At 70.3% G+C, this 25010-nt stretch carries 19 protein-coding genes and 2 pseudogenes; 11 read left to right on the top strand and 10 right to left on the bottom strand.

The genetic code is table 11. The features are described 5' to 3' along the window. Nucleotides 1-383: 383 nt before the first annotated feature. The 4 genes from AOQ53_RS25510 to AOQ53_RS25495 all read left to right on the top strand — a co-directional run bounded on the left by AOQ53_RS25510 (nt 384) and on the right by AOQ53_RS25495 (nt 3098). Nucleotides 384-1439, top strand: a complete 1056-nt coding sequence (locus AOQ53_RS25510) for a YihY/virulence factor BrkB family protein (protein ID WP_408055186.1) — start codon at nt 384-386, stop codon at nt 1437-1439. A 94-nt stretch (nt 1440-1533) separates the two neighbouring features. Beyond that, complete coding sequence (locus AOQ53_RS25505; RefSeq protein WP_236711815.1) at nt 1534-2040, top strand: phosphatase PAP2 family protein; 507 nt, start codon at nt 1534-1536, stop codon at nt 2038-2040. A gap of 159 nt (nt 2041-2199) precedes the next feature. Next, a complete protein-coding gene (locus AOQ53_RS25500) occupies nt 2200-2619 on the top strand; it encodes a phage holin family protein (protein ID WP_059420727.1) in 420 nt (139 codons plus the stop codon). Continuing rightward, nucleotides 2616-3098, top strand: a complete 483-nt coding sequence (locus AOQ53_RS25495) for a DUF3618 domain-containing protein (RefSeq protein ID WP_059420726.1) — start codon at nt 2616-2618, stop codon at nt 3096-3098. The genes AOQ53_RS25500 and AOQ53_RS25495 overlap by 4 nt, the downstream gene beginning before the upstream one ends. A 369-nt stretch (nt 3099-3467) precedes the next feature. On the opposite strand, the gene AOQ53_RS25490 is transcribed toward AOQ53_RS25495, so the two are convergent. Beyond that, a complete protein-coding gene (locus AOQ53_RS25490; RefSeq protein ID WP_059420725.1) occupies nt 3468-3659 on the bottom strand; it encodes a hypothetical protein in 192 nt (63 codons plus the stop codon). Between the two features lie 649 nt (nt 3660-4308). Between AOQ53_RS25490 and AOQ53_RS25480 the strand changes: the two genes are divergently transcribed. After that, complete coding sequence (locus AOQ53_RS25480) at nt 4309-5298, top strand: magnesium and cobalt transport protein CorA (protein WP_059420721.1); 990 nt, start codon at nt 4309-4311, stop codon at nt 5296-5298. A 115-nt stretch (nt 5299-5413) separates the two neighbouring features. Here the strand turns inward: AOQ53_RS25480 and AOQ53_RS25475 are convergent, their stop codons facing one another. Further along, nucleotides 5414-6943, bottom strand: a complete 1530-nt coding sequence (locus AOQ53_RS25475; RefSeq protein WP_059420720.1) for a helix-turn-helix domain-containing protein — start codon at nt 6941-6943, stop codon at nt 5414-5416. A gap of 84 nt (nt 6944-7027) precedes the next feature. Beyond that, nucleotides 7028-7228, bottom strand: coding sequence for a DUF4236 domain-containing protein (locus AOQ53_RS41585; RefSeq protein ID WP_078945495.1), 201 nt, complete (start codon nt 7226-7228; stop codon nt 7028-7030). Between the two features lie 276 nt (nt 7229-7504). On the opposite strand from AOQ53_RS41585, the gene AOQ53_RS25470 reads away from it, so the two are divergent. Continuing rightward, the gene (locus AOQ53_RS25470; protein ID WP_059420734.1) at nt 7505-10300 is read left to right on the top strand and encodes an aconitate hydratase; all 2796 of its coding nucleotides are present in this window, start codon (nt 7505-7507) and stop codon (nt 10298-10300) included. A gap of 281 nt (nt 10301-10581) precedes the next feature. On the opposite strand, the gene AOQ53_RS25465 is transcribed toward AOQ53_RS25470, so the two are convergent. The 5 genes and pseudogenes from AOQ53_RS25465 to AOQ53_RS25445 all read right to left on the bottom strand — a co-directional run. Further along, a complete protein-coding gene (locus tag AOQ53_RS25465; RefSeq protein ID WP_059420719.1) occupies nt 10582-11934 on the bottom strand; it encodes an ABC transporter substrate-binding protein in 1353 nt (450 codons plus the stop codon). A 62-nt stretch (nt 11935-11996) separates the two neighbouring features. Beyond that, nucleotides 11997-13280, bottom strand: coding sequence for a sugar ABC transporter permease (locus AOQ53_RS25460; RefSeq protein ID WP_059420718.1), 1284 nt, complete (start codon nt 13278-13280; stop codon nt 11997-11999). After that, complete coding sequence (locus AOQ53_RS25455; protein ID WP_059420717.1) at nt 13271-14050, bottom strand: ATP-binding cassette domain-containing protein; 780 nt, start codon at nt 14048-14050, stop codon at nt 13271-13273. Before AOQ53_RS25455 ends, AOQ53_RS25460 begins: the two co-directional genes overlap by 10 nt. Nucleotides 14051-14065: 15 nt before the next feature. Then, the gene (locus tag AOQ53_RS25450) at nt 14066-15148 is read right to left on the bottom strand and encodes a substrate-binding domain-containing protein (RefSeq protein WP_059420715.1); all 1083 of its coding nucleotides are present in this window, start codon (nt 15146-15148) and stop codon (nt 14066-14068) included. A 509-nt stretch (nt 15149-15657) separates the two neighbouring features. Further along, nucleotides 15658-18162: pseudogene (locus AOQ53_RS25445) on the bottom strand (SpoIIE family protein phosphatase); the annotation flags it as partial. A 242-nt stretch (nt 18163-18404) separates the two neighbouring features. Between AOQ53_RS25445 and AOQ53_RS25440 the strand changes: the two are divergent. After that, nucleotides 18405-19329: pseudogene (locus tag AOQ53_RS25440) on the top strand (aminoglycoside phosphotransferase family protein). A gap of 78 nt (nt 19330-19407) precedes the next feature. Next, nucleotides 19408-19851 carry a DUF1648 domain-containing protein gene (locus tag AOQ53_RS25435; protein ID WP_059420714.1) on the top strand — a complete coding sequence of 148 codons (444 nt, stop codon included), beginning with the start codon at nt 19408-19410 and terminating at the stop codon, nt 19849-19851. A 117-nt stretch (nt 19852-19968) separates the two neighbouring features. Here AOQ53_RS25435 and AOQ53_RS25430 read toward each other — a convergent pair whose 3' ends face one another. Beyond that, a complete protein-coding gene (locus tag AOQ53_RS25430; RefSeq protein WP_059420712.1) occupies nt 19969-21027 on the bottom strand; it encodes a lytic polysaccharide monooxygenase auxiliary activity family 9 protein in 1059 nt (352 codons plus the stop codon). A gap of 351 nt (nt 21028-21378) precedes the next feature. Here AOQ53_RS25430 and AOQ53_RS25425 point away from each other — a divergent pair, with 351 nt between their 5' ends. After that, entirely contained in the window at nt 21379-21789 is a 411-nt protein-coding gene (locus AOQ53_RS25425) for an MmpS family transport accessory protein (protein WP_059420711.1), read from the top strand. 121 nt (nt 21790-21910) lie between these two features. On the opposite strand, the gene AOQ53_RS25420 is transcribed toward AOQ53_RS25425, so the two are convergent. After that, nucleotides 21911-22906, bottom strand: coding sequence for an acetylxylan esterase (locus AOQ53_RS25420; RefSeq protein WP_059420709.1), 996 nt, complete (start codon nt 22904-22906; stop codon nt 21911-21913). Between the two features lie 232 nt (nt 22907-23138). Here AOQ53_RS25420 and AOQ53_RS25415 point away from each other — a divergent pair, with 232 nt between their 5' ends. Then, the gene (locus AOQ53_RS25415) at nt 23139-24131 is read left to right on the top strand and encodes an ABC transporter permease (RefSeq protein ID WP_059420707.1); all 993 of its coding nucleotides are present in this window, start codon (nt 23139-23141) and stop codon (nt 24129-24131) included. Further along, the gene (locus AOQ53_RS25410; RefSeq protein ID WP_059420705.1) at nt 24125-24997 is read left to right on the top strand and encodes a carbohydrate ABC transporter permease; all 873 of its coding nucleotides are present in this window, start codon (nt 24125-24127) and stop codon (nt 24995-24997) included. Before AOQ53_RS25415 ends, AOQ53_RS25410 begins: the two co-directional genes overlap by 7 nt. Nucleotides 24998-25010 lie beyond the last annotated feature (13 nt).

Genomic DNA, 25010 nt, shown 5'->3' with positions numbered 1-25010 from the left:
GCGCGAGCCAGTTGTTGAGCAGGTTCGCGGCCACCAGGACGGCGAGGACACAGAACATCCGCATGGTGCCACCAGCATCCCTCGATCCACCCCACGAGCCGGGATGACGGGACGAGCGCGCTACGGCTGAGGAGTCTTCCAGCCCAGGCGCGCGCGGCGGAGGTGTGCCATGGCCATCCACGCCGGGGGGCGAAGCGCAAGCCGTCCAGGGCGAAAACCCCGAGGGCGGCCGTCCCGGACACCTCGAGGACCGCGCCCACGCTGTCGAAGAGCTGCGCGACGATCCGGGTGGACGGGTGGACGGGTGGACGGGTGGACGGGTGGACGGGTGGACGTCTGTGAGGTGTGGGCATGCCGCGTGGGCGCGCGGATACCCGCTCGTCATGGCACGGATGGTCACCACGCGGAGGCAGAGTCGGCACGACGGGACCGGCCGGGACGCCGAGCCCGGGCGTAAGGGGGTTGTAGGGCCGGATGAGCAGGTGGAGCGGCGGGCCCCGGATGAGCCGACGCAGCTGCCTGGGCGCTCCTGGCGGGCGGTGCTGAAGGGCACCGTCAAGGAGTTCAAGGACGATGAGCTGGCCGACCGGGCCGCGGCGCTGACCTACTACGGGGTGCTCTCCCTCTTCCCGGCGCTGCTGGTGCTCGTGTCGCTGCTCGGGATCGCCGGGGAGGCGGCGACGCGGCAGGTGCTGGACAACCTCCAGAAACTCACCCCTGGATCGGCCCGTGACATCATCCGCGATGCCGTCACGCAGCTGCAGGGCAACGGGGGTATCGGCTCGGTCATGGCGGTCGTGGGCCTGGCGGTGGCGGTGTGGTCGGCATCCGGATACGTCGCGGCGTTCATCCGTACGGCCAACGCCGTGTACGACACGCCGGAGGGACGGCCGGTGTGGAAGGTGCTGCCGGTCCGTCTGGGTGTGACGGTGGCGCTGCTGGTGCTGGCGGTGGTCAGCGGGCTGATCGTGGTGTTCACCGGTGGCCTGGCCCAGCAGGCGGGTACTGCTCTGGGGGTCGGGGGCACGGCGCTGACCGTGTGGTCGATCGCGAAGTGGCCGGTGCTGGTCGTGCTGGTCACGATCATGATTGCGATTCTGTTCTGGGCGACACCGAACGTGAAGGGCCGCGGCTTCAGGTGGGTCACGCCGGGCAGTTTCCTGGCCCTGGTGATCTGGGTGATCGCGTCGGCCGGGTTCGCGTTCTACGTGGCCAACTTCGCGTCCTACAACAAGACCTACGGCACGCTCGCCGGGGTGATCGTCTTCCTGGTGTGGTTGTGGATCAGCAACATAGCGATCCTGCTCGGCCTGGAGTTTGACGCGGAGATGGCCCGCCAGCGCGCCGTGGCCGGCGGTCTGCCGGAGGAAGAAGAGCCCTATGTTCCGCCCCGCGACACCCGTGCGTGGAGCGAGGAAGACCGGCGCCGTCTCGAATGAGGTATCCGCCGAGGTCATCGAGTTAGGCGCTGCTCAGATCGGGAAGTCGCAGGTCATGAGAGTGTTGGCGGATCTTCGTGAGCGTGATCACCGGATGACGCGGTGGGTGGCGTCGTGGCGGTCGGGCTGCGTACGGCGGGTCCTGCCGGCGGTGGAGGAGACCGCCGAGCACACCAAGCTGTGGTGGGGCGCCGCCGTGGCCCTGTCCGCCGCCGGGTGGCGGGGGCGCAGGGCCGCGACCGCCGGCCTGGCGAGCATGGCCGTGGGGGAACTGGCCTCGAACTGCCTCCTCAAGCGTATGTGGCACAGGCGTCGGCCGCCCAAGGAGTGGATCTCGCACGAGGAGGTCCATGACCGCCCCGACTCTTCGTCCTTTCCTTCCGGGCACACCGCCGCAGGGGTGGCGTTCAGTGCCGCCGTGGCAGCGGTGTGGCCGTGGGCGGGCGCGGTGTGTGCGGTGCCGGCCGCCGTGGTGGCCGCCGAACGCGTGCACACGGGTGCCCATTACCCCTCCGACGTCGTGGTCGGTGCCACGACCGGTCTGGCCGCAGCAGCCTTGGTCCGTCGTGCTCCCCGCCTGGCACGTCGACTGTTGCGCTGACAAGCACAAGCCACTCGATTGCCGGAAGTTCGCTGGATGGCGTACTCGCATCCGGGTACCGGGAGCCGGTGAGGTGGGCGTATGCCGTTCAACGGCACAGCCGACACCTCCGTCCGGGGGACGACCACTACCAGCAGCCGAGAAAGGCGGCAATCCGACATGAGTACTCAGGATTCCCACCGCGGCCCCAGCGGCTCACAGGAGCCGGTGGGCGATCTGGTCCAGCGGGCCTCCCAGCAGCTGACGGAGCTGGTGCGCGGGGAGATGCGGCTGGCCCAGGCGGAGATGAAGGAGAAGGGCAAGCGGTACGGCAAGGGCGGGGGCCTGTTCGGCGGGGCCGGCCTGGTCGGCTTCCTGACGCTGCAGGCCCTGGTCGCCACCGCCATCGCGGCCTTGGCTGTTCCCCTCCCGGTATGGGCCGCGGCCCTGATCGTCACCGCCGTCCTCGGCGTGATCACCGCCGTGCTCGCCCTGACGGGCAAGAAGGAGGTCAGCCAGGCCGCACCACCGGCACCGCAGCAGACCATCGACAGCGTCAAGGCCGACGTGGCCGAGATCAAGGAAAGTGCACAGCGATGACCCAGCCGCCCCACGACGAGCCCACCGCTTCCAGCCCCGAACAGTTGCGGGAGCAGGTCGAGCAGACCCGCCACGAACTGGGTGACACGGTCGAGGAACTGGCCGTCAAGACAGACGTCAAGGCCCGCGCACAGGAGAAGGGAACCGCAGTGAAGGAGCAGGTGGGCGTGCTGAAGGAGCAAGCGGGCGCCAAGGCCGCGGAGGTGACCGGGCAGGTCAAGGTGAAGGCTGCCGAGGCCGCGCACCTGGTGCAGGACAAACTGCCCGACCCGGTCAAGGACAAGGCCACCGCAGTCGCCGATCAGGTGAAGGCCAAGGCCGGACAGGCCGGTCAGGTGTGGCAGGAGAAGGCACCCGAACCGGTCCGCGCCAAGGCTCAGCAGGGCGCCCAGGCCGCCCGCGCCAACCGCACCGTGCTGATCGTGGCCGGCAGCGTGGCGGTGGCCGCGTGGCTGCTGCGTCGCCGAGGCAGGGGATAGCCGTGAAGGCGTCGAATGTCGCCTACGAGCCGGTCGGCCTGGCGCTCGGCGCACTCAGCGGCGTGCTTGCGGGTGAGCTGTTTGAAGCAGGTGTGGAAGACGCTCGGCCATGGCAAGGACGCCCCGGGCGCCACCGACCGAGGGTCCCACCTGGCAAGAGATTCTGTTCGCCGCCGTCCCGCAGCACGCGATCTTCGCCGGGGCACGAAGCAGCCGTCGACCGGGCCGGCGCCGTCGGCGCCCGCGGCCTGACCGGAACCTGGCCCGGCTGATCCACCCTCTGCCGGCGGCGCCCCGCCCTCCCGGGCGCAGGGCGCCGCCGGCAGAAGCCCGCTCGGTCGGCCCGGACGCCGCGATGAACACCACGGATCAGCCGCCCTCGCCGCTGCGGCCGTTGCCGCCGCGGTGTTGCTGGGATCGGCGGTTGGTGAGGTCCCGCACAGCCCCGACCGGTCCCACCCCCACGAGGCTGGTCCCGCCGGAGACGGCCGAGTCGGCGAACTCCACCCGACTACGGCCGTCTCCGGCTCCGACCACGCGCTGCGGGAGGCCGAAGACCACCGCAGCCGGGAGTGGAACCGGCTGCGGTAGCTCTGTCCTGTCACCCCGATGACACCGCGCCTCACTGACCCACGGCAGCTGGCAGGTGGAGACGGCGCCCGTCGCATCCCCACAGTGATGGCTCCCTTCACACGCCTGACCCGGGGGATGCCCGCTCCCGTCGCCGGACGCCGGACGGTGAAGCGGGCCGTCGGTACGGAACGGGCAGCGAAATGCCGCGATGCCGGAGCCCTGGAAAGCCATCGCCCCGCAGTTGCAGCACCCGGTCATGCCGCGTCGGCGACCCGCCGGTGCCCAGACTCGCTGCCGTCTGACTGCGCCGGGGAGCCCGTACGCGGCACGAGGGACATATGGCGCCTGGCTCTGGCATGGCGCGCCGGCTGCGGGGATGCAGTCTGCCCGAGTAGCCATTCCTCATAGCGGCCCAGTGCCAGGACAAGGCACATCAGCCCGGGGGGCAGCAGGAAGGCGGCGAAGAGCACGACAACTCCTCTCGGAGACGGCTTTCCCTTCGGGTAGCCTCGGCCGGCCAGACGGAAAGCCTGATCGTGTGCAGGAAGCGTGACTGCCATGCGTAGGCGGTGTGCCCGGCGGTCGGCGGTCGGAGGGCGGCAGGCATGTAATCGCCGCGGCGGTGCAGGCGTGAACTATGAGGTGTGTCATCTACCGTGAGCCGTCGGACGAGCTGGAGCAGGTGGATTGCCGACAGGCCGATGGTGGCCGTGCGGCGGTGCTGGAGAGCCTGAAGCGTGTGGGAGAACGCGAGTTCTGCTGGGTGCATCTGGACGATCCCGGCCCAGGTGATCTGGAAGAACTGGCGGGCCCGTTGGGGCTGCATCCGCTGGCGGTCGAGGACGCCGGGGAGGCGCATCAGAGGCCCAAGCGTGAGCGGTACGGGGACGTGCTCGCGGTGGCGCTGAAGACGCTGTGGTACGTCAAGGACGGCTGCGAGGTGGAGACCGGCGAGGTGATGGTTTTCACCGGTCCCCGTTTCGCCCTGACCGTGCGTCATGGCTCGGCCGATCCCACCAGGGAGGCGGGAGGGCGGCTCGGTGAGGACCCGTCAATGCTCCGTTTCGGGCCTGTCGCCGTGCTGCACGCCGTCCTCGACACGGTGGTTGACTCCTACACCGAGGCTGCGGTTCAGGTCCGTACCGACCTGACCGCGCTGGAGCGTCGCGTGTTCTCCTCGGACCGCGAGGACCTCACCGAGCAGATCTACTCCCTGAAACGCGAGGTTCTGGAATTCCGCGACGCCGTCCAGCCCTTGGTCCCGGTGGTGCAGGACTTCGTCGGCCCCCACGCCGGGTGGCCCGAGGAGATGCTGCCGTACTTCCGTGACGTCGCCGACCACCTGCACCGCACCGAAACCGAAGTGCGCTCCCTGGACGAGCTGCTCAACTCCGCCCTCGACGCCCACCTCGCGCGGGTGGGGACCTGGCAGAACGACGACATGCGCCGCATCTCCGCCTGGGCCGCCATCCTGGCCACCCCAACCCTCGTCGCCGGGATCTACGGCATGAACTTCGCACACATGCCGGAACTGAGCTGGACGTACGGATACCCGCTCGCCATCACCGTGATGGCCGGCGCCGCCACCCTGCTGCACCGGGCCTTCCGTCGCAACGGCTGGCTGTGAACGGTGGGACGAGCCGAGCCCAGCCCAAAGTCCCAGAGAGGTCCCACAGGCGCCGCCACACCCCTTCCAGACCCGCGTCAGCGCAGGTCAGATGGGGTGCGGCGGCATCCGTCGCTCAGATGTCCCGGAAGATCTCGATCTGCGCCCCGATCGAGTTCAGCCGCTCCGCCAGGTCCTCGTAACCCCGGTTGATGACATACACGTTGCGCAGCACCGACGTGCCCTCGGCCGCCATCATCGCCAGGAGGACGACCACGGCGGGGCGCAGCGCGGGCGGGCACATCATCTCGGCTGCGCGCCAGCGGGTCGGGCCCTCCACCAGGACGCGGTGGGGGTCCAGCAACTGCAGCCGTCCGCCGAGGCGGTTGAGGTCCGTCAGGTAGATCGCCCGGTTGTCGTAGACCCAGTCGTGGATGAGGGTCTTGCCCTGGGCGACCGCCGCGATGGCCGCGAAGAACGGGACGTTGTCGATGTTCAGGCCGGGGAACGGCATGGGGTGGATCTTGTCGATCGGCGCCTCCAGCTTGGAGGGCCGGACGGTGAGGTCCACCAGCCGGGTGCGGCCGTTGTCGGCGAAGTACTCGGGCGTGCGGTCGTTGTCGAGGCCCATCTCCTCCAGGACCGCCAGCTCGATCTCCAGGAACTCGATCGGCACCCGACGCACCGTCAGCGCCGACTCGGTGACCACGGCCGCCGCGACCAGGCTCATCGCCTCGACCGGGTCCTCGGAGGGGGAGTAGTCCACGTCGACGTCGATGGTGGGCACGCCGTGCACGGTGAGCGTGGTGGTGCCGATGCCGTCGACCTTGACGCCGAGGGCCTCCAGGAAGAAGCACAGGTCCTGGACCATGTAGTTGGAGGACGCGTTGCGGATGACGGTGATGCCGTCGTGCCGGGCGGCGGCGAGCAGCGCGTTCTCGGTCACCGTGTCGCCGCGCTCGGTCAGCACGATGGGGCGGTCGGGGCGGGCCGAGCGGTCCACCACCGCGTGGTACTGGCCCTCGGTGGCGGCGATGTCGAGACCGAACCGGCGCAGGGCGATCATGTGCGGCTCGACCGTGCGCGTGCCGAGGTCGCAGCCGCCGGCGTAGGGCAGCTTGAAGTGGTCCATGCGGTGCAGCAGCGGACCGAGGAACATGATGATGGAGCGGGTGCGGCGGGCCGCGTCCGCGTCGATCGACGCCAGGTCCAGCTCGGCCGGCGGCACGATCTCCAGGTCGACGCCGTCGTTGATCCACCGGGTGCGGACGCCGATCGAGCCCAGCACCTCCAGGAGGCGGTACACCTCCTCGATGCGGGCGACGCGGCGCAGCACCGTGCGCCCCTGGTTGAGCAGCGAGGCGCACAGCAGCGCGACACACGCGTTCTTGCTCGTCTTCACGTCGATGGCGCCGGAGAGACGGCGGCCACCGACCACCCGCAGGTGCATCGGACCGGCGTAGCCGAGGGACACGATCTCGCTGTCGAGGGCCTCCCCGATGCGCGCGATCATCTCAAGGCTGATGTTCTGGTTGCCGCGCTCGATCCGGTTCACGGCGCTCTGGCTTGTTCCGAGTGCCTCGGCCAGCTGCGACTGTGTCCAGCCCCGGTGCTGCCGGGCGTCACGGATGAGCTTGCCGATGCGTACGAGGTAGTCGTCTGCCATGTGGTTGAGATTATCTCGGATATGAGATGGCGCCCGACCGGGGGGTCCCTTCGGGTGACGGGAAGTCAATTTCCCCCGGTCGCTTCAGTGTCGGCGAGTCGTGCGTGTACGCCGCCACCCGAAAGGTCCGGGCAAATCCATCGATGTCGTACGACGTCCCGTACTGCTGCGGGTGTAACGCGGGCCGTTCTTCCCGCCGCCGGTCGTGATGGACCAGGAGCGCTTGTTGATGTTCAGGCGCACCCCCGGAAGGATCCGGAAACTCTTGCGGAACGTGAGCGGCATGCCTGTCTCCTCTCCGTTCGTGACGTGGATACCTGGTTCGGATACCCCGGAGAGGGGCGTGCAGACCGCATGGCGGACGCCGGGGCATGACCAACCGCCCCCGGTGTACTAGAGTTATCTCGACATCGAGATATCTGCCGAGGAGCACCGCAGACGCACGCCGTCATCGAGTCCAACGGTAAGGGTTACCTAACTTAGCCTTACCTTAGCGGATTGGTCGAGAGGCCGTGGCGGCAGGATCGTGGTGGTACGCGCACATCAATGAAGGAGACTGTCGTGTCGGCGAACAGCTTCGACGCCCGCAGCACGCTGCAGGTGGGCGACGAGTCGTACGAGATCTTCCGGCTGGACAAGGTGGAGGGCTCGGCCCGCCTTCCGTACAGCCTCAAGGTCCTGCTGGAGAATCTGCTCCGTACCGAGGACGGCGCGAACATCACCGCCGACCACATCCGCGCCCTCGGCGGCTGGGACTCGCAGGCCCAGCCGTCGCAGGAGATCCAGTTCACGCCGGCCCGCGTGATCATGCAGGACTTCACCGGCGTTCCCTGTGTCGTGGACCTCGCGACCATGCGTGAGGCCGTGAAGGAGCTGGGCGGTGACCCGGCGAAGATCAACCCGCTGGCGCCGGCCGAGCTGGTCATCGACCACTCCGTGATCGCCGACAAGTTCGGCACGAACGAGGCCTTCGCGCAGAACGTCGAGCTGGAGTACGGCCGCAACCGCGAGCGCTACCAGTTCCTGCGCTGGGGCCAGACCGCCTTCGACGAGTTCAAGGTCGTCCCGCCCGGCACCGGCATCGTCCACCAGGTGAACATCGAGCACCTGGCCCGGACCGTGATGGTGCGGAACGGCCAGGCGTACCCCGACACCCTCGTCGGCACCGACTCGCACACCACCATGGTCAACGGTCTCGGTGTGCTGGGCTGGGGCGTCGGCGGCATCGAGGCCGAGGCCGCCATGCTCGGCCAGCCGGTCTCCATGCTCATCCCGCGCGTCGTCGGCTTCAAGCTGACCGGTGAGCTCACCCCCGGCACCACCGCCACCGACCTCGTGCTGACCATCACCGAGATGCTCCGCAAGCACGGCGTCGTCGGCAAGTTCGTCGAGTTCTACGGCGAGGGTGTGGCGGCGACGAGCCTCGCCAACCGCGCCACCATCGGCAACATGTCGCCGGAGTTCGGCTCCACCGCCGCGATCTTCCCGATCGACGACGAGACCATCAAGTACCTGAAGCTGACCGGCCGCTCCGAGCAGCAGCTCGCCCTCGTCGAGGCGTACGCCAAGCAGCAGGGCCTCTGGCTGGACCCGAAGGCCGAGCCGGACTTCTCCGAGAAGCTGGAGCTCGACCTCTCCACGGTCGTCCCCTCCATCGCCGGCCCGAAGCGTCCGCAGGACCGTATCGTCCTGGCGGAGGCCGCCCAGCAGTTCGCGAAGGACGTCCTCAACTACGTCGAGGCGCCCGTGGCGCAGCAGGCCACCGCCGCCTCCCCGGTCGACGAGGCGAGCGACGAGTCCTTCCCGGCCTCCGACGCCCCCGCCTACGGCAACCAGGAGAACGGCGCCGGCGCGCCGCAGCACGCCGACGGCACCGGTGCCGCCGTTCCGTCGAACCCGGTCACCGTCACCGCCCCCGACGGCTCGACCTACGAGATCGACCACGGCGCCGTGACCGTCGCGGCCATCACCTCCTGCACCAACACCTCCAACCCCTACGTCATGGTCGCCGCCGCCCTGGTGGCCAAGAAGGCGGTCGAGAAGGGCCTGACCCGCAAGCCGTGGGTCAAGACCACCCTCGCCCCGGGCTCCAAGGTCGTCACCGACTACTTCGACAAGGCGGGCCTGACCCCGTACCTCGACAAGGTCGGCTTCAACCTCGTCGGCTACGGCTGCACCACCTGCATCGGCAACTCCGGCCCGCTGCCGGAGGAGGTCTCCAAGGCCGTCAACGACAACGACCTCGCGGTCACCTCGGTCCTCTCCGGCAACCGGAACTTCGAGGGCCGTATCAACCCCGACGTCAAGATGAACTACCTGGCGTCCCCGCCGCTGGTCGTCGCCTACGCCCTCGCCGGCTCCATGAAGGTGGACATCACGCGTGACGCCCTGGGCACCGACCAGGACGGCAACCCGGTCTTCCTGAAGGACATCTGGCCCTCCGAGGCCGAGGTGAACGACGTCGTCGCCAACGCCATCGGCGAGGACATGTTCTCCAAGTCCTACTCGGACGTCTTCGCGGGCGACGCCCAGTGGCAGGCGCTGCCGATCCCGACCGGCAACACCTTCGAGTGGGACCCGCAGTCGACGTACGTCCGCAAGCCCCCGTACTTCGAGGGCATGACGATGGAGACCACCCCGGTCTCCGACATCTCCGGCGCCCGTGTGCTGGCCAAGCTGGGCGACTCGGTCACCACCGACCACATCTCCCCGGCCGGTGCGATCAAGGCCGACACCCCGGCGGGCAAGTACCTCACGGAGCACGGCGTCGAGCGTCGCGACTTCAACAGCTACGGCTCCCGCCGCGGCAACCACGAGGTCATGATCCGCGGCACGTTCGCCAACATCCGCCTGCGCAACCAGATCGCGCCGGGCACCGAGGGCGGCTACACGCGTGACTTCACGCAGGAGGACGGCCCGGTCTCCTTCATCTACGACGCCTCGCAGAACTACCAGGCCGCCGGCATCCCGCTGGTCGTCCTGGCCGGCAAGGAGTACGGCTCCGGCTCGTCCCGCGACTGGGCGGCCAAGGGTACGGCGCTCCTCGGCGTCAAGGCCGTCATCGCCGAGTCGTACGAGCGCATCCACCGCTCGAACCTCATCGGCATGGGCGTCCTGCCGCTGCAGTTCCCGGAGGGCCAGTCCGCCGAGTCCCTCGGCCTGACCGGCGAGGAGACCTTCTCCATCTCCGGCGTCACCGAGCTCAACGAGGGCACCACCCCGCGCACGGTGAAGGTCACCACCGACACCGGCGTCGAGTTCGACGCGGTCGTCCGCATCGACACCCCCGGCGAGGCGGACTACTACCGCAACGGCGGCATCATGCAGTACGTGCTGCGCAGCCTGATCCGCAAGTAAGCGGACCGGCAAGGCAGTTCACGGCAGTTCCAGGGCCGCGTTTCCGGGTGACCGGGGGCGCGGCCCGCGCCGTTGACGCCAGGACGGGTGGCCGACGGCACGGGGGCATCGCCCGCGCTCAGGCTGAACACGGGGTCCCCCCAGCGGGCCGGGACAGGATCGGTACATGTCTGGCGCCTCTGGGTCACCGCCCACCCGGCTCCTCGTCCGCGTCGGTGCCGCCCTCGTCGCCGTCTGTACCGCGATGGCGCTCGTCGGCGTCCTCGCCCAGCGGGACCTGGTCACTCGCCCCGGTACTTCGCCGCCGCGGCCTGAGCGAGATCCTGCGACTTGTCCAGGGCCGTGTCCACCGACTGGTGCCCGGCGATGGCCGCGGCGATCTGCTCGGAGACCGCCGTACCGAGCACGGCGAACTCGGGAATCCCCAGGAAGCCGATGCCGGTGTAGGGGCGGGGGGCGACGCCGGGGTTCTTCGGGTCGGCGGAATCGGTCGCCGCCGTGTACTCCTGCCGGTACCAGGCGCCGGCCGCCTGCTGGTACTCGGGGTTGGCGTAGAGCGACTTGCGGTTCCCGGCGGGCGCCGCGGTCCAGCCCACCTCCTGCCCGACCAGCTCCTGGTACTCCTTGGAGGAGGCCCAGGAGATGAACTCCCAGGCGGCGTCCTTGTTGTCGGAGGCCTGCTGGACGCCCCACGCCCAGGTCCACAGCCAGCCGGCCTTCTCGGTCCGGTCGTGCGGGGCCGGGACGTAGCCGACCTTGCCCTTGACCGAGGAACCGTCGGCCTCGATCGACGAGGCCAGCGACGTGGCGTCGTACATCATGGCGCACTTGCCCGCGACGAAGCTGTCGAGGATCTCCAGCACGCCCATCCGTTCGGCGCCGGGCTGGCCGTGGGAGCGGAGCAGGTCGACGTAGAAGCCGACAGCCCTCTTGAACTCGGGTGAGGTCAGGCGCGCGTTCCAGTCCATGTCGTACCAGGCGCCGCCGAAGGTGTTGACGACCGTGTTGATCGGGGCGAGGTTCTGGCCCCAGCCGGGCAGGCCGCGCAGGCAGATGCCGCTCGCGCCGTCGGTGCCGTCGACCTGGGCGGCGAGGTCGGCGACCTGCTGCCAGGTCGGGTTCGACGGCATGGTCAGCCCGTCCTTGCGGAAGAGGTCCTTGCGGTACATCAGGAAGGAACCCTCGCCGTAGAACGGCTCGGCGTAGAGCTTGCCGTCCTCACCGGTCAGCGAGGACACCAGGTTGGGGAAGACATCGTCCTGGTCGAAGTCCTTGTCGGCCTTCACATAGGAGTCCAGCGGGGCGAGCCAGCCGTTGTCCGAGTAGATCGGCACCTCGTACGCGCTCACGCTCGCCACGTCGTAGGTGCCGGCCTGGGTCGCGAACTCGCGGTTCATCCGCTCCCGCGTCTCGTTCTCCGGCAGCACGGTGTAGTCGACCGTGATGCCGGTCTCCGCGGTGAAGTACTTCTTGGTGAGTTTCTTGAGGGTCTGCACCTGGGGCACGTCCGTGGCGAGCACACTGAGGTCGACCTGCTCGCCGCCGGGCGGGTCCGTGTCACCGCATCCGGCGAGGACCAGGCCTGCGACGGCCGTGGCGGCCACGGCCGCCCGGACGAGGAGGCTGCGTTTCATGGCACTCCGCCCCCTACCCATCCTTGCCGTTTCTTAGGCATTACGGGACAAATGGTCGTGTCTCATGGGCGGCCCCGCCGGGCCGCCGCGCGTCTGGAGAGCGCGTCGGCCGCGACGGCGGCCAGCAGCACCGCGCCCGTGATCATGAACTGCACGGCGTCCTCCACTCCCAGCAGCCCCATGCCCGAGGCGATCGACTGGATGACCAGCACGCCGAGCAGCACGGACCAGGGCGAGCCGCGCCCCCCGAACAGGCTCGTACCGCCGATGACGGCCGCGGCGATCGCGTTGATCAGCAGCATCCCGGAACCGGCGGCACGGGCCGTCGTGGGGCTCGCCGAGGTCAGACCTGAGGCCACGAACAGCCCGCCGATCGCGGCCAGCGTCCCCGACACCATGAACATCGCGACCCGTACCCGTTCCACGGAGATGCCCGCCCGGCGCGCCGCCTCGACCCCGCCGCCGAGCGCGTACACCCGCCGCCCGTAGCGGGTACGGCGCAGCACGTAGTCCGAGACGACGAGGACCACCAGGAAGATCAGCAGGGCGAGCGGCAGCCCCTGGAACCGGTTGAGCGTGTGGGCCGCGGCGAAGGCGAGCACCGCGAGGAGACCGGTGCGCACCCAGATCTCGCCCGTCGGCCGGTACGGCATCCCGGCGGCCCGGTGCCGGGCGCGCTTGCGGTGGGCGGCCAGGAAGTACCCGGCCGTGCCGAGCGCCGCCACCGCGTAGGCCGCCGCGTCGTCACCGAAGTGCCGGCTGGTCAGGGAGGCGACCAGGCCCTCCTCGTCGATGTTGATGGTGCCGCTCGCGCCCAGCAGGTCGAGCGTCAGGCCGTTCCAGATCAGCAGCCCCGCGAGGGTCACGACGAACGCGGGCACGCCGAGCCACGCGAAGAACAATCCGTGGAAGGCGCCCACCGCCATGCCCGCGGCGATCGCCACGATCACCGCGAGCCACTCCGGCATCCCGTGGTTCACGTTCAGCACGGCGAACGCGGCCCCCGCCAGGCCGCTGACCGAGCCGACCGACAGATCGATCTCCCGGATCAGCAGCACGAACACGATGCCGACGGCGACCAGGCCGGTCCCGACGATGTCCACGCTCAGATTGGACAGGTTGCGCGGCGAGAGGAACTTGTCGTCCAGCGCCTGGAAGACGATCCAGATCACGATCAGCCCGGCGATCACCAGCAGCGGCCCGCGCTCGCCGTCCCGCACAGTGCCGCGCATCTCCAGGGCGTAGTCGCGCAGACTGCCGGGCCAGCCGCGGGTGCGCGGCCCTCGGCCGGGCGCGACCGGCCCGGCGCCGCCGCCCCGGGGCGGCCCGCCCCCGGTCACGGCCACGCCTCCTCGTCGCCCTTCGTGCGATGCGCCACGGCGTTGTCCGCCGCCCCGGTGACGGACGAGATGATCTGCTCCTGCGTCACGGTACTGACGTCGAACAGACCGTTGTTGCGGCCCAGCCGCAGTACGGCGACCCGGTCCGCGACGGCCTTGATGTCGCCCATGTTGTGGCTGATGAGGATGATCGCCATGCCGCGGTCGCGCACCTCCTCGATGAGGTCGAGCAGATGGCTGGTCTGCTCGACGCCCAGGGCGGCGGTGGGCTCGTCGAGCAGCAGCACCTTGGGCGCGCCCATGAGCGAGCGGGAGATCGCGACGGCCTGCCGCTGCCCGGCGGACAGCGCCGCGACCGGCACGCGCACGTCGGGGATACGGATCGACAGGGTCCGCATCAGATCGCGGGCGCGGCGCTCCATCTCCACCTCGTCGAGGATGCCCACCCGGTCGATCTCCCGGCCGAGGAAGAGATTGCCGACGACGTCCAGGTTGTCGCACATGGCGAGGTCCTGGTACACGGTCGCGATGCCCAGGGCATGGGCGTCGTGCGGGCGTTTGATCTGCACGAGCCGCCCCTCCCACTCGATGACGCCCCGGTCGGCCGGGCTCACACCCGAGATCACCTTGATCAGCGTGGACTTGCCGGCGCCGTTGTCGCCCGCCAGGGCCACGACCTCACCGGCCCTGACCTTGAGGTCGACGTCGACGAGCGCCTGCACGCCGCCGAACCGCTTGGAGATGCCGCGCAACGCCAGTACGGGTGGATGGGCCACGGGGGATCACCTCCCTCACCGGGTGAGCCCGATCCGGTCGCAGGCCGACCGGAGCTTCGGGGTGCAGATCTGGTCGATCGTGTGGACGCCGTCCCGGACGAGCGTCCGCCCGATGGTCTCGGCCGTCACGGAGACCGGGTCGAGCAGCACGGCCGGGACGTCCCTTGTGGTGGGGCTGTCCACGGTCGTCGTGACGAGGGCGTCGAGGTCGTTGCCGCGCGCCAGGGCGACGGCCATGGCGGAGGCCGCCTCGGTCTCCTGCCGGAAGGGCTTGTAGACGGTCATGTACTGCTCGCCCTTGACGATGCGCCGCACGGCGTCGAGGTCGGCGTCCTGGCCGGTGACCGGGGGCAGCGGCGCGACGCGGGCGCTCTTGAGGGCCGCGATGACGCCGGCGGCGATCGAGTCGTTGGCGGCGAGCACGCCGTCGATCTGGTTCGGGCCGAGGGCACTGATCGCGGCGGACATGTGGTCGTGCGCGTTCTCCGTGCGCCAGCCGAGGGTGTTGTACGACTTGAGGATCCGCACCTTGTCCTGGAGCACGGACCGGGCGCCGCCCTCGTACCAGGCGGCGTTGGGGCTGGAGGAATCGCCGTTCACCATGACGACGCCGCCGTCGTCGGCTCTGGCTTTCATGCCCTTCAGCAGTGCCTCGCCCTGGAGTCTGCCGACCCGGCCGCCGTCGAAACTGACGAAACCCGAGATCGGGCCCTCGGCGAGCCGGTCGTAGGCGACGACCGGGATGCCCGCGCGGTCCGCCGCGCGGACCGAGGAACGCAGCGCCTTGGGGTCGACGACGTCCAGGATCAGGACGGAAACACCTCTGGTGATCATGGAGTTCATCTGCTGCCGCTGGCTTGCCGCGTCGTTCTCCGCGTTGGCGTACACGACCCGGCAGTCGGCGCACAGCTCCTTCACCCGCTTCTCGATCAAGGGCTTGTCGGACTGCTCCCAGCGGGGCACCGCGCGGCTCGGCAGCAGCAGCCCGACGGTGAACCCGCCCTCGCCCTGCCCACCGTCCTCGGTGCAGCCGGCCAGGGACACCGCCATGAGAGTCGCGACGAGCCCGGCGCCCAGCCGCCACCTACGGCTCCTCATCCCGGACCTCCCTCCTGGGAACGGCCTGCCCCCCGGGGGCTGCTCCGGTCCGGGGCCCGGTACCGGTCCGGGGCTCGGCCCTCGCTCGTGTCCGGGTTCGGGACCGGGGTCTGGCCGGTTCGGCCTCCGCCCGCGCTCGGGTTGGGGCCCGGATTCCGGTCTCGGCTCCAGGACTGATCGCGGTCCCGGCTTCGGCTCGAGCGCCGGGTTTTGTTCGTGTCCGGGGTTTGGCTCTCGTCCGGGTCCGGGTTTCGGTCTGGGCTCCGGGTGGGGCCGGGGGCCCGGGTTTTGTTCGTGTCCGGGGTTTGGCTCTCGTCCGGGTCCGGGTTTCGGTCTGGGCTCCGGGTTCGACCGGAGGCCCTGCCTCCGCTGCGGTCGCGGTTCCGGCCCCTGCCCCAGCCCCGGTTGCGGCCGATGCCCCAGCCCCGGCCGGGCACCCGTTCCTCTTCGGGCTCGGCCCACGGTTCCGCCTCCGTCGTCGGCTCCGTTTCCGGTTCCCCGTCCGCTTCCTGCTCCTGGCGGGACACGACGATCTCGCTCCACACCTGCTTGCCGCCGCCGACCGGCACCGACCCCCAGGCCGCCGACAGCGCCTCGACCAGGAAGAGCCCCCGGCCGCCGGTCGACTCCCAGTCCACGACCACCGGCTTGGCCGGCGCCCGCGGCGAGGAGTCGCTCACGGTCACCCGCAGCCGGTCCGCAGCCAGAGTCAGGTCCAGCCGGAGCGCACCCTGCGTGTGCACCAGCGCGTTTGTGACCAGTTCGGACACCACCAGCAGAACGGTGTCGGCCTCGTCCACGACGTCCCACGAACGCAGCGTGCGCGCGCTGAACCGGCGGGCGTGCATGACCGCGTCCGGCAGCCGCCACACCACCCAGCCCGCCCGCACCGGCCGCACCCGCATCCCGTCGTAGCGCAGCAGCAGCAACGCCACGTCGTCCTCCCGGCGGCCGGCCTCGCCGAGCAGGTCGTCGGCCATCCGCCCCGGGTCGGAGGGATCGGCCGCGGCGAGCGCCTCGCGCACGATCCGCATGCCCTCGTCCACGTCCAGCTCGGCCGACTCGACCAGCCCGTCCGTCACCAGCGCGAGCACCGCGCCGGGCGCCAGCGCCAACGCCGTCAGGGGGAATTCCGCGTCCTCCAGCACGCCCAGTGGAAGCCCGCCCTCGACCGAGATCTCCTCCGTGCCGCCGTCGGGATGACGCACCAGCGGGGACAGATGCCCGGCCCGCACGAACAGCGCGTTGCCCTCCTCCATGTCCAGCTCGACGTAGCAGCACGTGGCGAACAGGTCGGTCTCCATGCCGACGAGCAGCCGGTTGGCGTGCGCGACCACCACGTCCGGCGGATGACCCTCCACGGCGTAGGCCCGGACCGCCGTGCGCATCTGGCCCATGATCGTCGCGGCTCCGGCGCTGTGCCCCTGCACATCACCGATGACCAGGGCCACCTTCCCCTCCGACAGCGCGATCACGTCGTACCAGTCGCCGCCCACCTGGAGCCCGCGCCGGGCGGGCAGATAACGGGCCACGGCGGTGCCCCCGGGCAACTGGGGGAGACGGCGCGGCAGCAGGCTGCGCTGGAGCATCGTCGCGAGTTCCTGCTCGGCGTCGTAGGCGTGCGCGCGGATCAGGGCCTGCCCCACCAGGCCCGCGGTCGCCGTCAGCAGGGCCCGCTCCTCGGGCGCGAACTCGTGCGGCGTGTCCCAGCCGACCAGGCACACCCCGGCCACCCTGCCCTTCGCCGGCAGCGGCAGGACCGCGAGCCCGCCGGGGCCGATCCCCGAGAGCCCGGGTTCCAGCACGGCACCCGCCGGCCACAGACTCATCCGCCCGTCGCGCAGCGCCGCCTGGAGCGTGGGCAGGGCGGTGACCGGCGCGTCGGGCCACTCCGAGCGCCACTCGGAACGCCACAGTTCCGGCCAGGCGCCGGCCCCCGGCGGATCGAGCACGGTGACCGCCAGCCGGTCCTCCAGCAGTTCGGCGAGCGCCACCCGGCCGGCACCCAGCGGCTCGCGCAGCGCGGCGACCACCACGCGGCTGACGTCCCGAACCGTCGTGGCGTCGTCGAGCGCGGCCGTCAGCCACTGGATCCGGGCGACGTCGCTGGCGCTCCGGCGCAGCACGGGGGCCGCGGTCACCACACCCAGGACCCGCTCCGGGGAGCCGTCGGGCCCCTTCAGCACGCGGCAGTCCAGGCGCAGCCAGCACAGTTCACCGGTGGCCCGGCGGGTACGGAACTCCAGTTCCCGGCGCCCGGGGGTCTGCGCGGACGGTTCGATGACCGACATCAGGGCTTGGACGTCCTCCGGGACGCTGTACGAGAGCAGGGTGTCGGTCTTGCCGTCGAAACCGCCCGCGGGGATGCCCACCAGTTCGAGCAGGGCCGGGTCGGTCTCGACCAGCCCCGTGCCCGGGGTCAGGGCGAAGGAACCGACCCCCAGGGCACGCAGGGCGGAATCCAGCAGGGGTGAGGGGGCTGACCGGTCGGCCTCCCCCCGGAGCCGTCCGGCGACCGCCTCGGCATACCGCTCCAGAAACTCCCGCTGCTCGGCCCCGAACCCCTCCCCGGCCTCTCCCACCACGACCAGACACCCCAGCCACCCGCCGGCGGCCCCCAGCGGCACCGCCCCGAGCGGCGCACCGGCGACTCCGCCTTCCTGCCGACTCGCGAGCCACAGCGGCCGCCCACTCCGGAAGGCCTCGACCACGGCGGGCCCACTGTCTCCCGACGCCGCCGCGTAGCCTGGCGTCGGCGCGGGCGAGGTGCCCCCGCCGTGCCGCACGCGACTCGGCAACCCGTACCGCTCCGGCTCGCCGCCGGCCCACTCCACCAGCAGGAGCTCCGCACCGTGCTCGCTCCGTACGTACACCGCCGCCAGCGCCACCCCGGCGAACGCCAGGACCCGCTCCCGTGCGGCGGACTCCTGCGTGCGACGAGGCGAACCGGTGCCCGCGTGGCCCGGCACCCGAAGGCCGGGGGCCGCGGCCCGGGCATCGCCGTAATGGGGCATGTCCGCATCCACCTCCCGTCCATGCCGCAGCTACCGGCAGGTGGGAGTCCCCGGAACTCAGGCGACGACGACGCGGCGGATCCACGCCCCACATGAGCGGCAGGGCACCCACACATCAGAATCGCACACCTGGATAACAGCGACATATGGGACCGACTGGGATCGACGGACCGGCTCGGGTCAGCACATCCTGCGATTTCCGGCCACTCGCATCTCCGGCGAGCCGCCGCGCCCCGCTAACGTTGCGCCGCACGACCCACACCGAAACCGGGATAACGGCGGCACTGATCAAGGAGCTGCTACGCGACCAGCACCCCGACCTGGCCGATCTCCCTGTGCGGCTCGGCGCGCGGCTGGGACGACCAGCTCTGGCGCCTCGGTGACGACCTGGCCGTCCGGTTGCCCTGGGCCACGCAGTCCGCGGACGCGCTGCTGCGCAAGGAGCACACCTGGCTCCCCTCCCTCGCCCCGCACCTACCGTTGCCGATCCCCGTCCCGCAGCGCCTCGCCGAGCCCTCCGAGCGCTTCCCGCGGCCCTGGGTCGTCACCACCTGGGTGCAGGGCGCGCCCGCCGACCGCGCTCCCGCCACCCGCCCTGCGGAATCGGCCGAGGCGCTGGCCGCGTTCCTGACGGCTCTGCACCGCCCCGCTCCCCACGACGCTCCCCTCGGCCGTGGCCGTGGCGGCCCGCTGTCCGACAGCGCCGAGTCGTTCGCCGAGCACGTCGCCTCGGCCACGGAGCTGGGACTGCTCCCGGATCCGGAGGCGGTCCGCGCGGTCTGGGAGGACGCCGTGGCCGCTCCCGCCTGGACGGGCCCGCCGGTGTGGCTCCACGCCGACCTGCACCCGGCCAACGTCCTGACCACCGACGGCTCCTTCTGCGGCGTGATCGACTTCGGCGACCTCTGCGCGGGCGACCCCGCCCTTGACCTCGCCGCCGCCTGGATCCTGCTGCCGGACGGCGCCGCCGACCGCTTCCACGACACCTACCGGCCGGCCCCGGACCCCGCGCCCCTGCGCCGCGCCCGCGGCTGGGCCCTCCTGCGTGCACTCGCCTGCGTCCTCATCGGCGAGGCCGGCGTCCGGGGCCGCCCCGGCGGCAAGCCCACCTGGGGTCCACCGGCCCACAGGGCCCTGCGCCGCCTCCTCGCGACGGCGGGCCGCTAGGGAATGTCCGGTCCACTCCTCACGGAGCGCGCCGGGCACCAATTCAATGAGAACAACGACACGAGGTGGGAGAGCCGTATGTCCGTCATCCGCAGGGGCGCCCTGACCGCCGCTCCGTTCGGCATCGCCACCGCTGCCTACGGCGGTGTGTTTCTGGCGAGCTACGACCGGCTGCCCGGGCGGCTCGCCACCCACTTCTCGGGGGACGGTGGGGCTGACGGCTTCACGAGCCGGGTCGCCGCGCTGTGGTTCGGCGGTGGCATGCTCGTCGGTCTCGGACTGCTGTTCACCGTCCTGACCCTGGTCTCCAAGGAGAGTTCGGGGTCGAGGCTGACCGCCGCGGTCAGCGCCGGCACGGCCGTCACGCTCGGCTACCCGTTGGTCCTCACTGTCCTTGTCAACACGGACGTCCAGAACCCGGCTGAGGTACATCTGCCCATGTGGCATGTGGCCGTGCTGCTGCTCGCGGGCGTGGCCACGGGCGTGCTGACCTGGTGGCTGACGAGGCGCGGGGAAGCGTGAGCGGCCAGGCTGTCGCGGGTGCTTCCCGGCTCTCCGGGCACCGGCTCTCCGCTCATCGAAGCCGGGAACGAACGGGCCCGGTGACCGACGCCCACCGGGCCCGTCCGAAGCGACGGTTCAGCCCACCCGGCAGGGCAGGCTCGTCGTACTGTCACCGCCCGATCCGGAGACGGTGTACCCGAACGTCGTGCTCTTGCCCGGTTGGAGGGAGCCGTTCCAGCCGGCGTTGTGGACCATCACCGACTGGCCGTTGTAGGTGGCGCTGCCGCTCCACAGGTTCTCGATCCTCTGGCCGGACGGCAGCGTCCAGTCGACCATCCAGCCGAGCATCGGGACGGTGCCGGTGTTGGTGACGGTCACCTCGGACTGGTAGCCGCCGTTCCAGCTGCCGGTCGTCTTGCGGGTGGCCGTGCAGGTGCCGGGCACCGGCTCGGACGGGTTGCCCGGCTGCTTGATGCCGGTCACCTCGCCGTTGCCGCCGTCGAAGACGACGTCCGAGCAGGAGTAGAAGGTCTCCTGGCTGTCGGAGCGCTGCCAGACCATGTAGATGATGTGGCGGCCCGACTTGCCCTCGGGGAGCTTGCCGGTCCAGGAGTAGTTGGCCTCGACCGTGCCGGGGGAGCCGTTCAGCGGCGGGTGGTCGACGCTCAGGAACGGCCGCTCCTCCATGTCGTTCCAGGTGAGCGTCTTCGTCGGGTCGAAGCCGTCCTTGGTGATGTAGACGTAGAACCAACCCGGGTGCGCCGCCCAGGCGTTGTACGAGAAGTCGACCGTCGCGCCCGAGGTGAGGTGGGTGAGCGGCCAGTCCTTGCTGGGCGTGTTGAACCCGGTGAAGTTGGTGTTGCCGCCGCTGCACAGCTCGCCGTCCGGTACGAAGCCCCGGGTGCGGCCGGCGCCGTCCGAGCGGAGCACCGAGAACCAGTTGTAGAACGGCGTGGTGCCGCTGACCTGCTGCGCGGCCCGGCACGCCGGGTTGACCGGCTTGATCTCACCGGTGTCGGTCAGACCGTCCTGCCAGCACAGGAAGGTGCGGCTGCCGGGCTTCATGGGGGTGCCGTGCGCCTCCGCCTCACCACCGGCCGTCATGACCAGGCCGAGGGCCGGAACGGTGACGAGGAGGGAGAGCAGGACCAGGAAGAGGGCTCTGGTCCGGGTGGAAAGCGCTGATCGGGGCATGGGGGATCCCCCCGCGTTTCTTGGCATGATCATGACAGCATCGTCCGTTCCTTGAGGTACGGGCCTGTGGATGCGTGTGCGCGGATGCGCGGGATGGGGGCGACTCGAGGGCGGGTTCCGGTCCACCGTGATGGGAGCGCTCCCACCCCGCTGTTGCGGAAGTTAGCGCCGAGCGGCGCAGTTGTCTACGGCTGCGGCACAAGAGCGCCGGTCAGGACGGGCGGGCGTGCAGGCCGGCGCACATTGCCTCACCGTCGCCCGGCGAACTGGCCTCGGCGTTAATGAAGTTGACTTTGGTTTCCCGGCACGGTTGGCTGCCGATCCGACCATTCGTGATCCGGGGGGATCCCTTTGAACCGCGCCATCCGTGCAACCGCCGTCGCCGTAGCCGTCGCTGGCCTGGCACTCGGTCTCAGCTCCTGCTCCGAGGCTGTCGACCAGGTCGACAAGGCAGTGGACGAGACGTACGAAGTCACCTACGAGGTCACGGGGAAGAACGTCGACTCGATCGAGTTCCACGGCGGCGGTGGCAAGGCCATGGAGCCGAAGGTCGAGTCGGTGTCGAAGCCCGAACTGCCCTGGAAGAAGACGGTCACGCTGCGCGGCATCATGCCCGCGGCGGTCATGCCGGTCGCCGCCGACCCCGAAGGCGCCCAGGTCGCGTGCAAGATCATCCACAAGGGCAAGGTGATCGAGGAACAGAGTGCCGATGGTCTGGTGACCGCCGGCGGCTGCACCGCGGAGTCCCCGATCGGGAGGTAACCCCGACGGGAAGTAACTCCGCATCGCGGGGCCTTGGGGCGGACCGGCGTCCCACACCCGGAGTCCCGGCCGGACCTCAGGGCGGCGAACCCCGAACGGTGACCGCAAACCCGTGCGGTCATCACTCCGAGCCGCCCAGCACCTCCCGCGCCCAAGCCAGTTGACGCCGCACCTGCACCGCGTCACCCCCCTCGTGCCCGTTGAACGGATAGGCGTGGATCTCCTTGCGCGGGTCCGTGCCGGTGAGTTCGGCATAGCGGTTGAACGCGGCGTACGCCCCGCTCGGCGGGCACACCGTGTCCCGCAGTCCCACGCCGAAGTGAGCCGGAGCCTGCGCGCGACGGGCGAAGGAGACGCCCTCGACGTAGGAGAGCGTGCGGTAGGCATCGTGCTCGGCGCCACGGTGGACGGCGAGGTACGACGCGATCTCGCCGTACGGCCCCGCGTCCGTCAGGTCGAGCGCGCGGCGGATGCCGCACAGCAGGGGGGCCGTGACGAGCAGCGCCGCCAGGTCGGGGACGAGTCCCGCGACCGCCAGAGCCAGCCCGCCGCCCTGGCTGTTGCCGACGGCCACGGTCCGTGCGGGGTCGACGCCGGGCAGTTCCCGCACCGCCGTGACCGCGCGCACCGCATCCGTGATCAGGCGCCGGTAGTGGTAGTCCTCGGGAGTGAGCAGGCCGCGTACCGCCGGGCCGGGGCCGCCCGGGGCGGTGGCGTGCGGGTCGGGCGTCTGGCCGCCGCAGCCGTACTCGTCGCCCTGGCCGCGATTGTCCATGAGCAGGTGCGCGTACCCGGCGTTCACCCATGTCAGGCGCTCGTGCGGCAGGCCCCGGCCGCGTCCGTACCCGGCGAACTCGACGACGGCGGGCAGGGGTTCACCGATACCGGCCGGCCTGCTGAACCACGCGCGTACCGGGTCGCGCGCGAAACCCCGGAACGTCACGTCCCAGGTCAGCGGCAGCCTCAGGCCCGTCTCCACCGGCCGCACCGACACCAGCGGGTCCGCCTGGCCGGCCTCCTTCAGCGTGCGCAGCCAGAACGCGTCGAAGTCGGCGGGCTCCGCGATGTCCGGGCGATGGCGCTCCAGTTCCGTCAGCGGCAGGTCGAAAGCGGGCACGGCGACACCTCGCAGGAATCGGTGGTCATCCAGAAACTTGCGACGGACGACGGGCGGCAGGTCCCTGGGCTCTACCCAGGTTCGACGCACTTTCAACGCGGCACACGCGCCTCAGCCGACTGCCGCTGCACCCATTGACAGCGCTTTCTGCTGCCCTTAAGTTGCCGCGAAGTTACCGGTAGAAGCTCGAAAGTTTCGGTTCCGCGTCCCATGCCCACGGGAGGCCCGAGCAATGAGCACGTCCACCACGTCGGCCCCGCCGGGCACCGAGGATCCGCCTCCGGCCTCAGCCGCACCCCGACGCGGCAAGCGGGACCCCGCCCGGACCGGCTGGCGGCGGGCGCTGCGCCGCGACTGGCAGTTGTACTCGCTGGCGATCCTGCCCCTGCTGTTCTTCCTGGTCTTCCGCTATCTGCCGATGATCGGCAACGTCATCGCCTTCCGGCGTTTCGAGCCGGGCGGGTCGCTCTTCGGCGAGGAGTGGGTGGGGCTGCGCTATGTGCAGATGTTCCTCGACGACCCCACCTTCTGGCAGGTGTTCCGCAACACCCTGTGGATCGGCGGGCTCACGCTGCTGTTCTGCTTCCCGGTCCCGATCGTGCTGGCGCTGCTGCTCAACGAGGTGCGCCGGCGCTCCCTGAAGCGGTTCGTGCAGTCGGTGTCGTACCTTCCGCACTTCCTGTCGATCGTGATCGTCGCGGGCATCACGATGCAGATGCTGGCCAGTGACGGCCCCGTCAACCACGTCCTCGGCTGGTTCGGCCACGAACCGATCCGCTTCATCCAGGAACCCGAGTGGTTCCGCACGATCTACGTCGGCTCGGAGATCTGGCAGACCGCCGGCTGGGGCACGATCCTCTACCTCGCCGCGCTCACCACGATCGACGAGGACCTGTACGAGGCCGCGCGCATCGACGGCGCCAACCGCTGGCAGCAGATCTGGCACGTCACCCTGCCCGGCATCCGGCCCACCATGGTCACGCTGCTGATCCTCAACGTCGGCGCGTTCATGGCGGTCGGCTTCGAGAAGGTCCTGCTGCTGTACAACCCGCTGACGTATCCGACCGCCGACGTGATCTCGACGTACGTCTACCGCTCCGGTGTGGAGTCGAACAGCTTCAGCTACGCCGCCGCCATCGGTCTGTTCGAGGCGGTCATCGGCCTGATCCTGATCACGTCCGCCAACCAGCTCTCGCGCCGCACAGTGGGGACGAGCCTGTGGTGAAGCCGAGTCGTTCCTACCGGGTCTTCCAGGGCGTCAACGGGGTGGTCCTCACCCTCGTCGTGCTGGTGACCCTGTACCCCTTCGTCAACATCCTCGCGCGGTCCTTCAGCGGGGAGCGGCAGATCCGGGCCGGTGAGGTGACCCTGCTGCCCAAGGGGTTCAACCTCACCACGTACGAGATCGTGTTCCAGGACGCGATGTTCTGGCGGAACTACGGCAACACCGTGCTGTACACCGTCGTGGCGACGGCCGTGGCCATGGTGCTGACGACGTGTTACGCCTACGTGCTGTCGAAGAAGCACCTCAAGGGCCGTGGCGTGCTCGTCGGGATCGCCGTGTTCACGATGTTCTTCACCGGCGGCCTGATCCCGAACTACATCCTGGTCACCAGCCTCGGCCTGAAGAACAGCGTCTGGGCGATCGCCCTGCCGAACGCGATCAGCGTCTTCAACCTCCTGGTCATGAAGGCCTTCTTCGAGAACCTGCCGACCGAACTGGAGGAGGCCGCGCAGATCGACGGCCTCAGCACGTACGGCACCCTGCTCAGGATCGTGCTGCCGCTGTCCAAGGCGGTCGTCGCGACGATGGTGCTGTTCTACTCGGTGTCTTTCTGGAACTCCTGGTTCAGCGCCTTCCTCTACATGGACCGGACGGATCTGATGCCGGTCACGGTCTACCTCCGCAACCTCATCCAGGGCGCCACCGGTGGCGGCAACGCCGGCGCGGGCACGGAGCAGCTCAGCCAGGTCGGCGCGAACATCCAGTCGGTCACCATCGTCCTCACCGCCCTGCCGATCCTCTGCGTGTACCCGTTCGTCCAGCGCTACTTCGTCTCGGGCGTGATGCTCGGCGCGGTCAAGGGCTGACGCCGCCTCCTCA

This window comes from Streptomyces azureus, from assembly GCF_001270025.1.
GTDB classification, from domain to species: domain Bacteria; phylum Actinomycetota; class Actinomycetes; order Streptomycetales; family Streptomycetaceae; genus Streptomyces; species Streptomyces azureus.
Note: the sequence above shows the minus strand (reverse complement) of the source record. Positions and strands in the feature narration are given on the sequence as shown.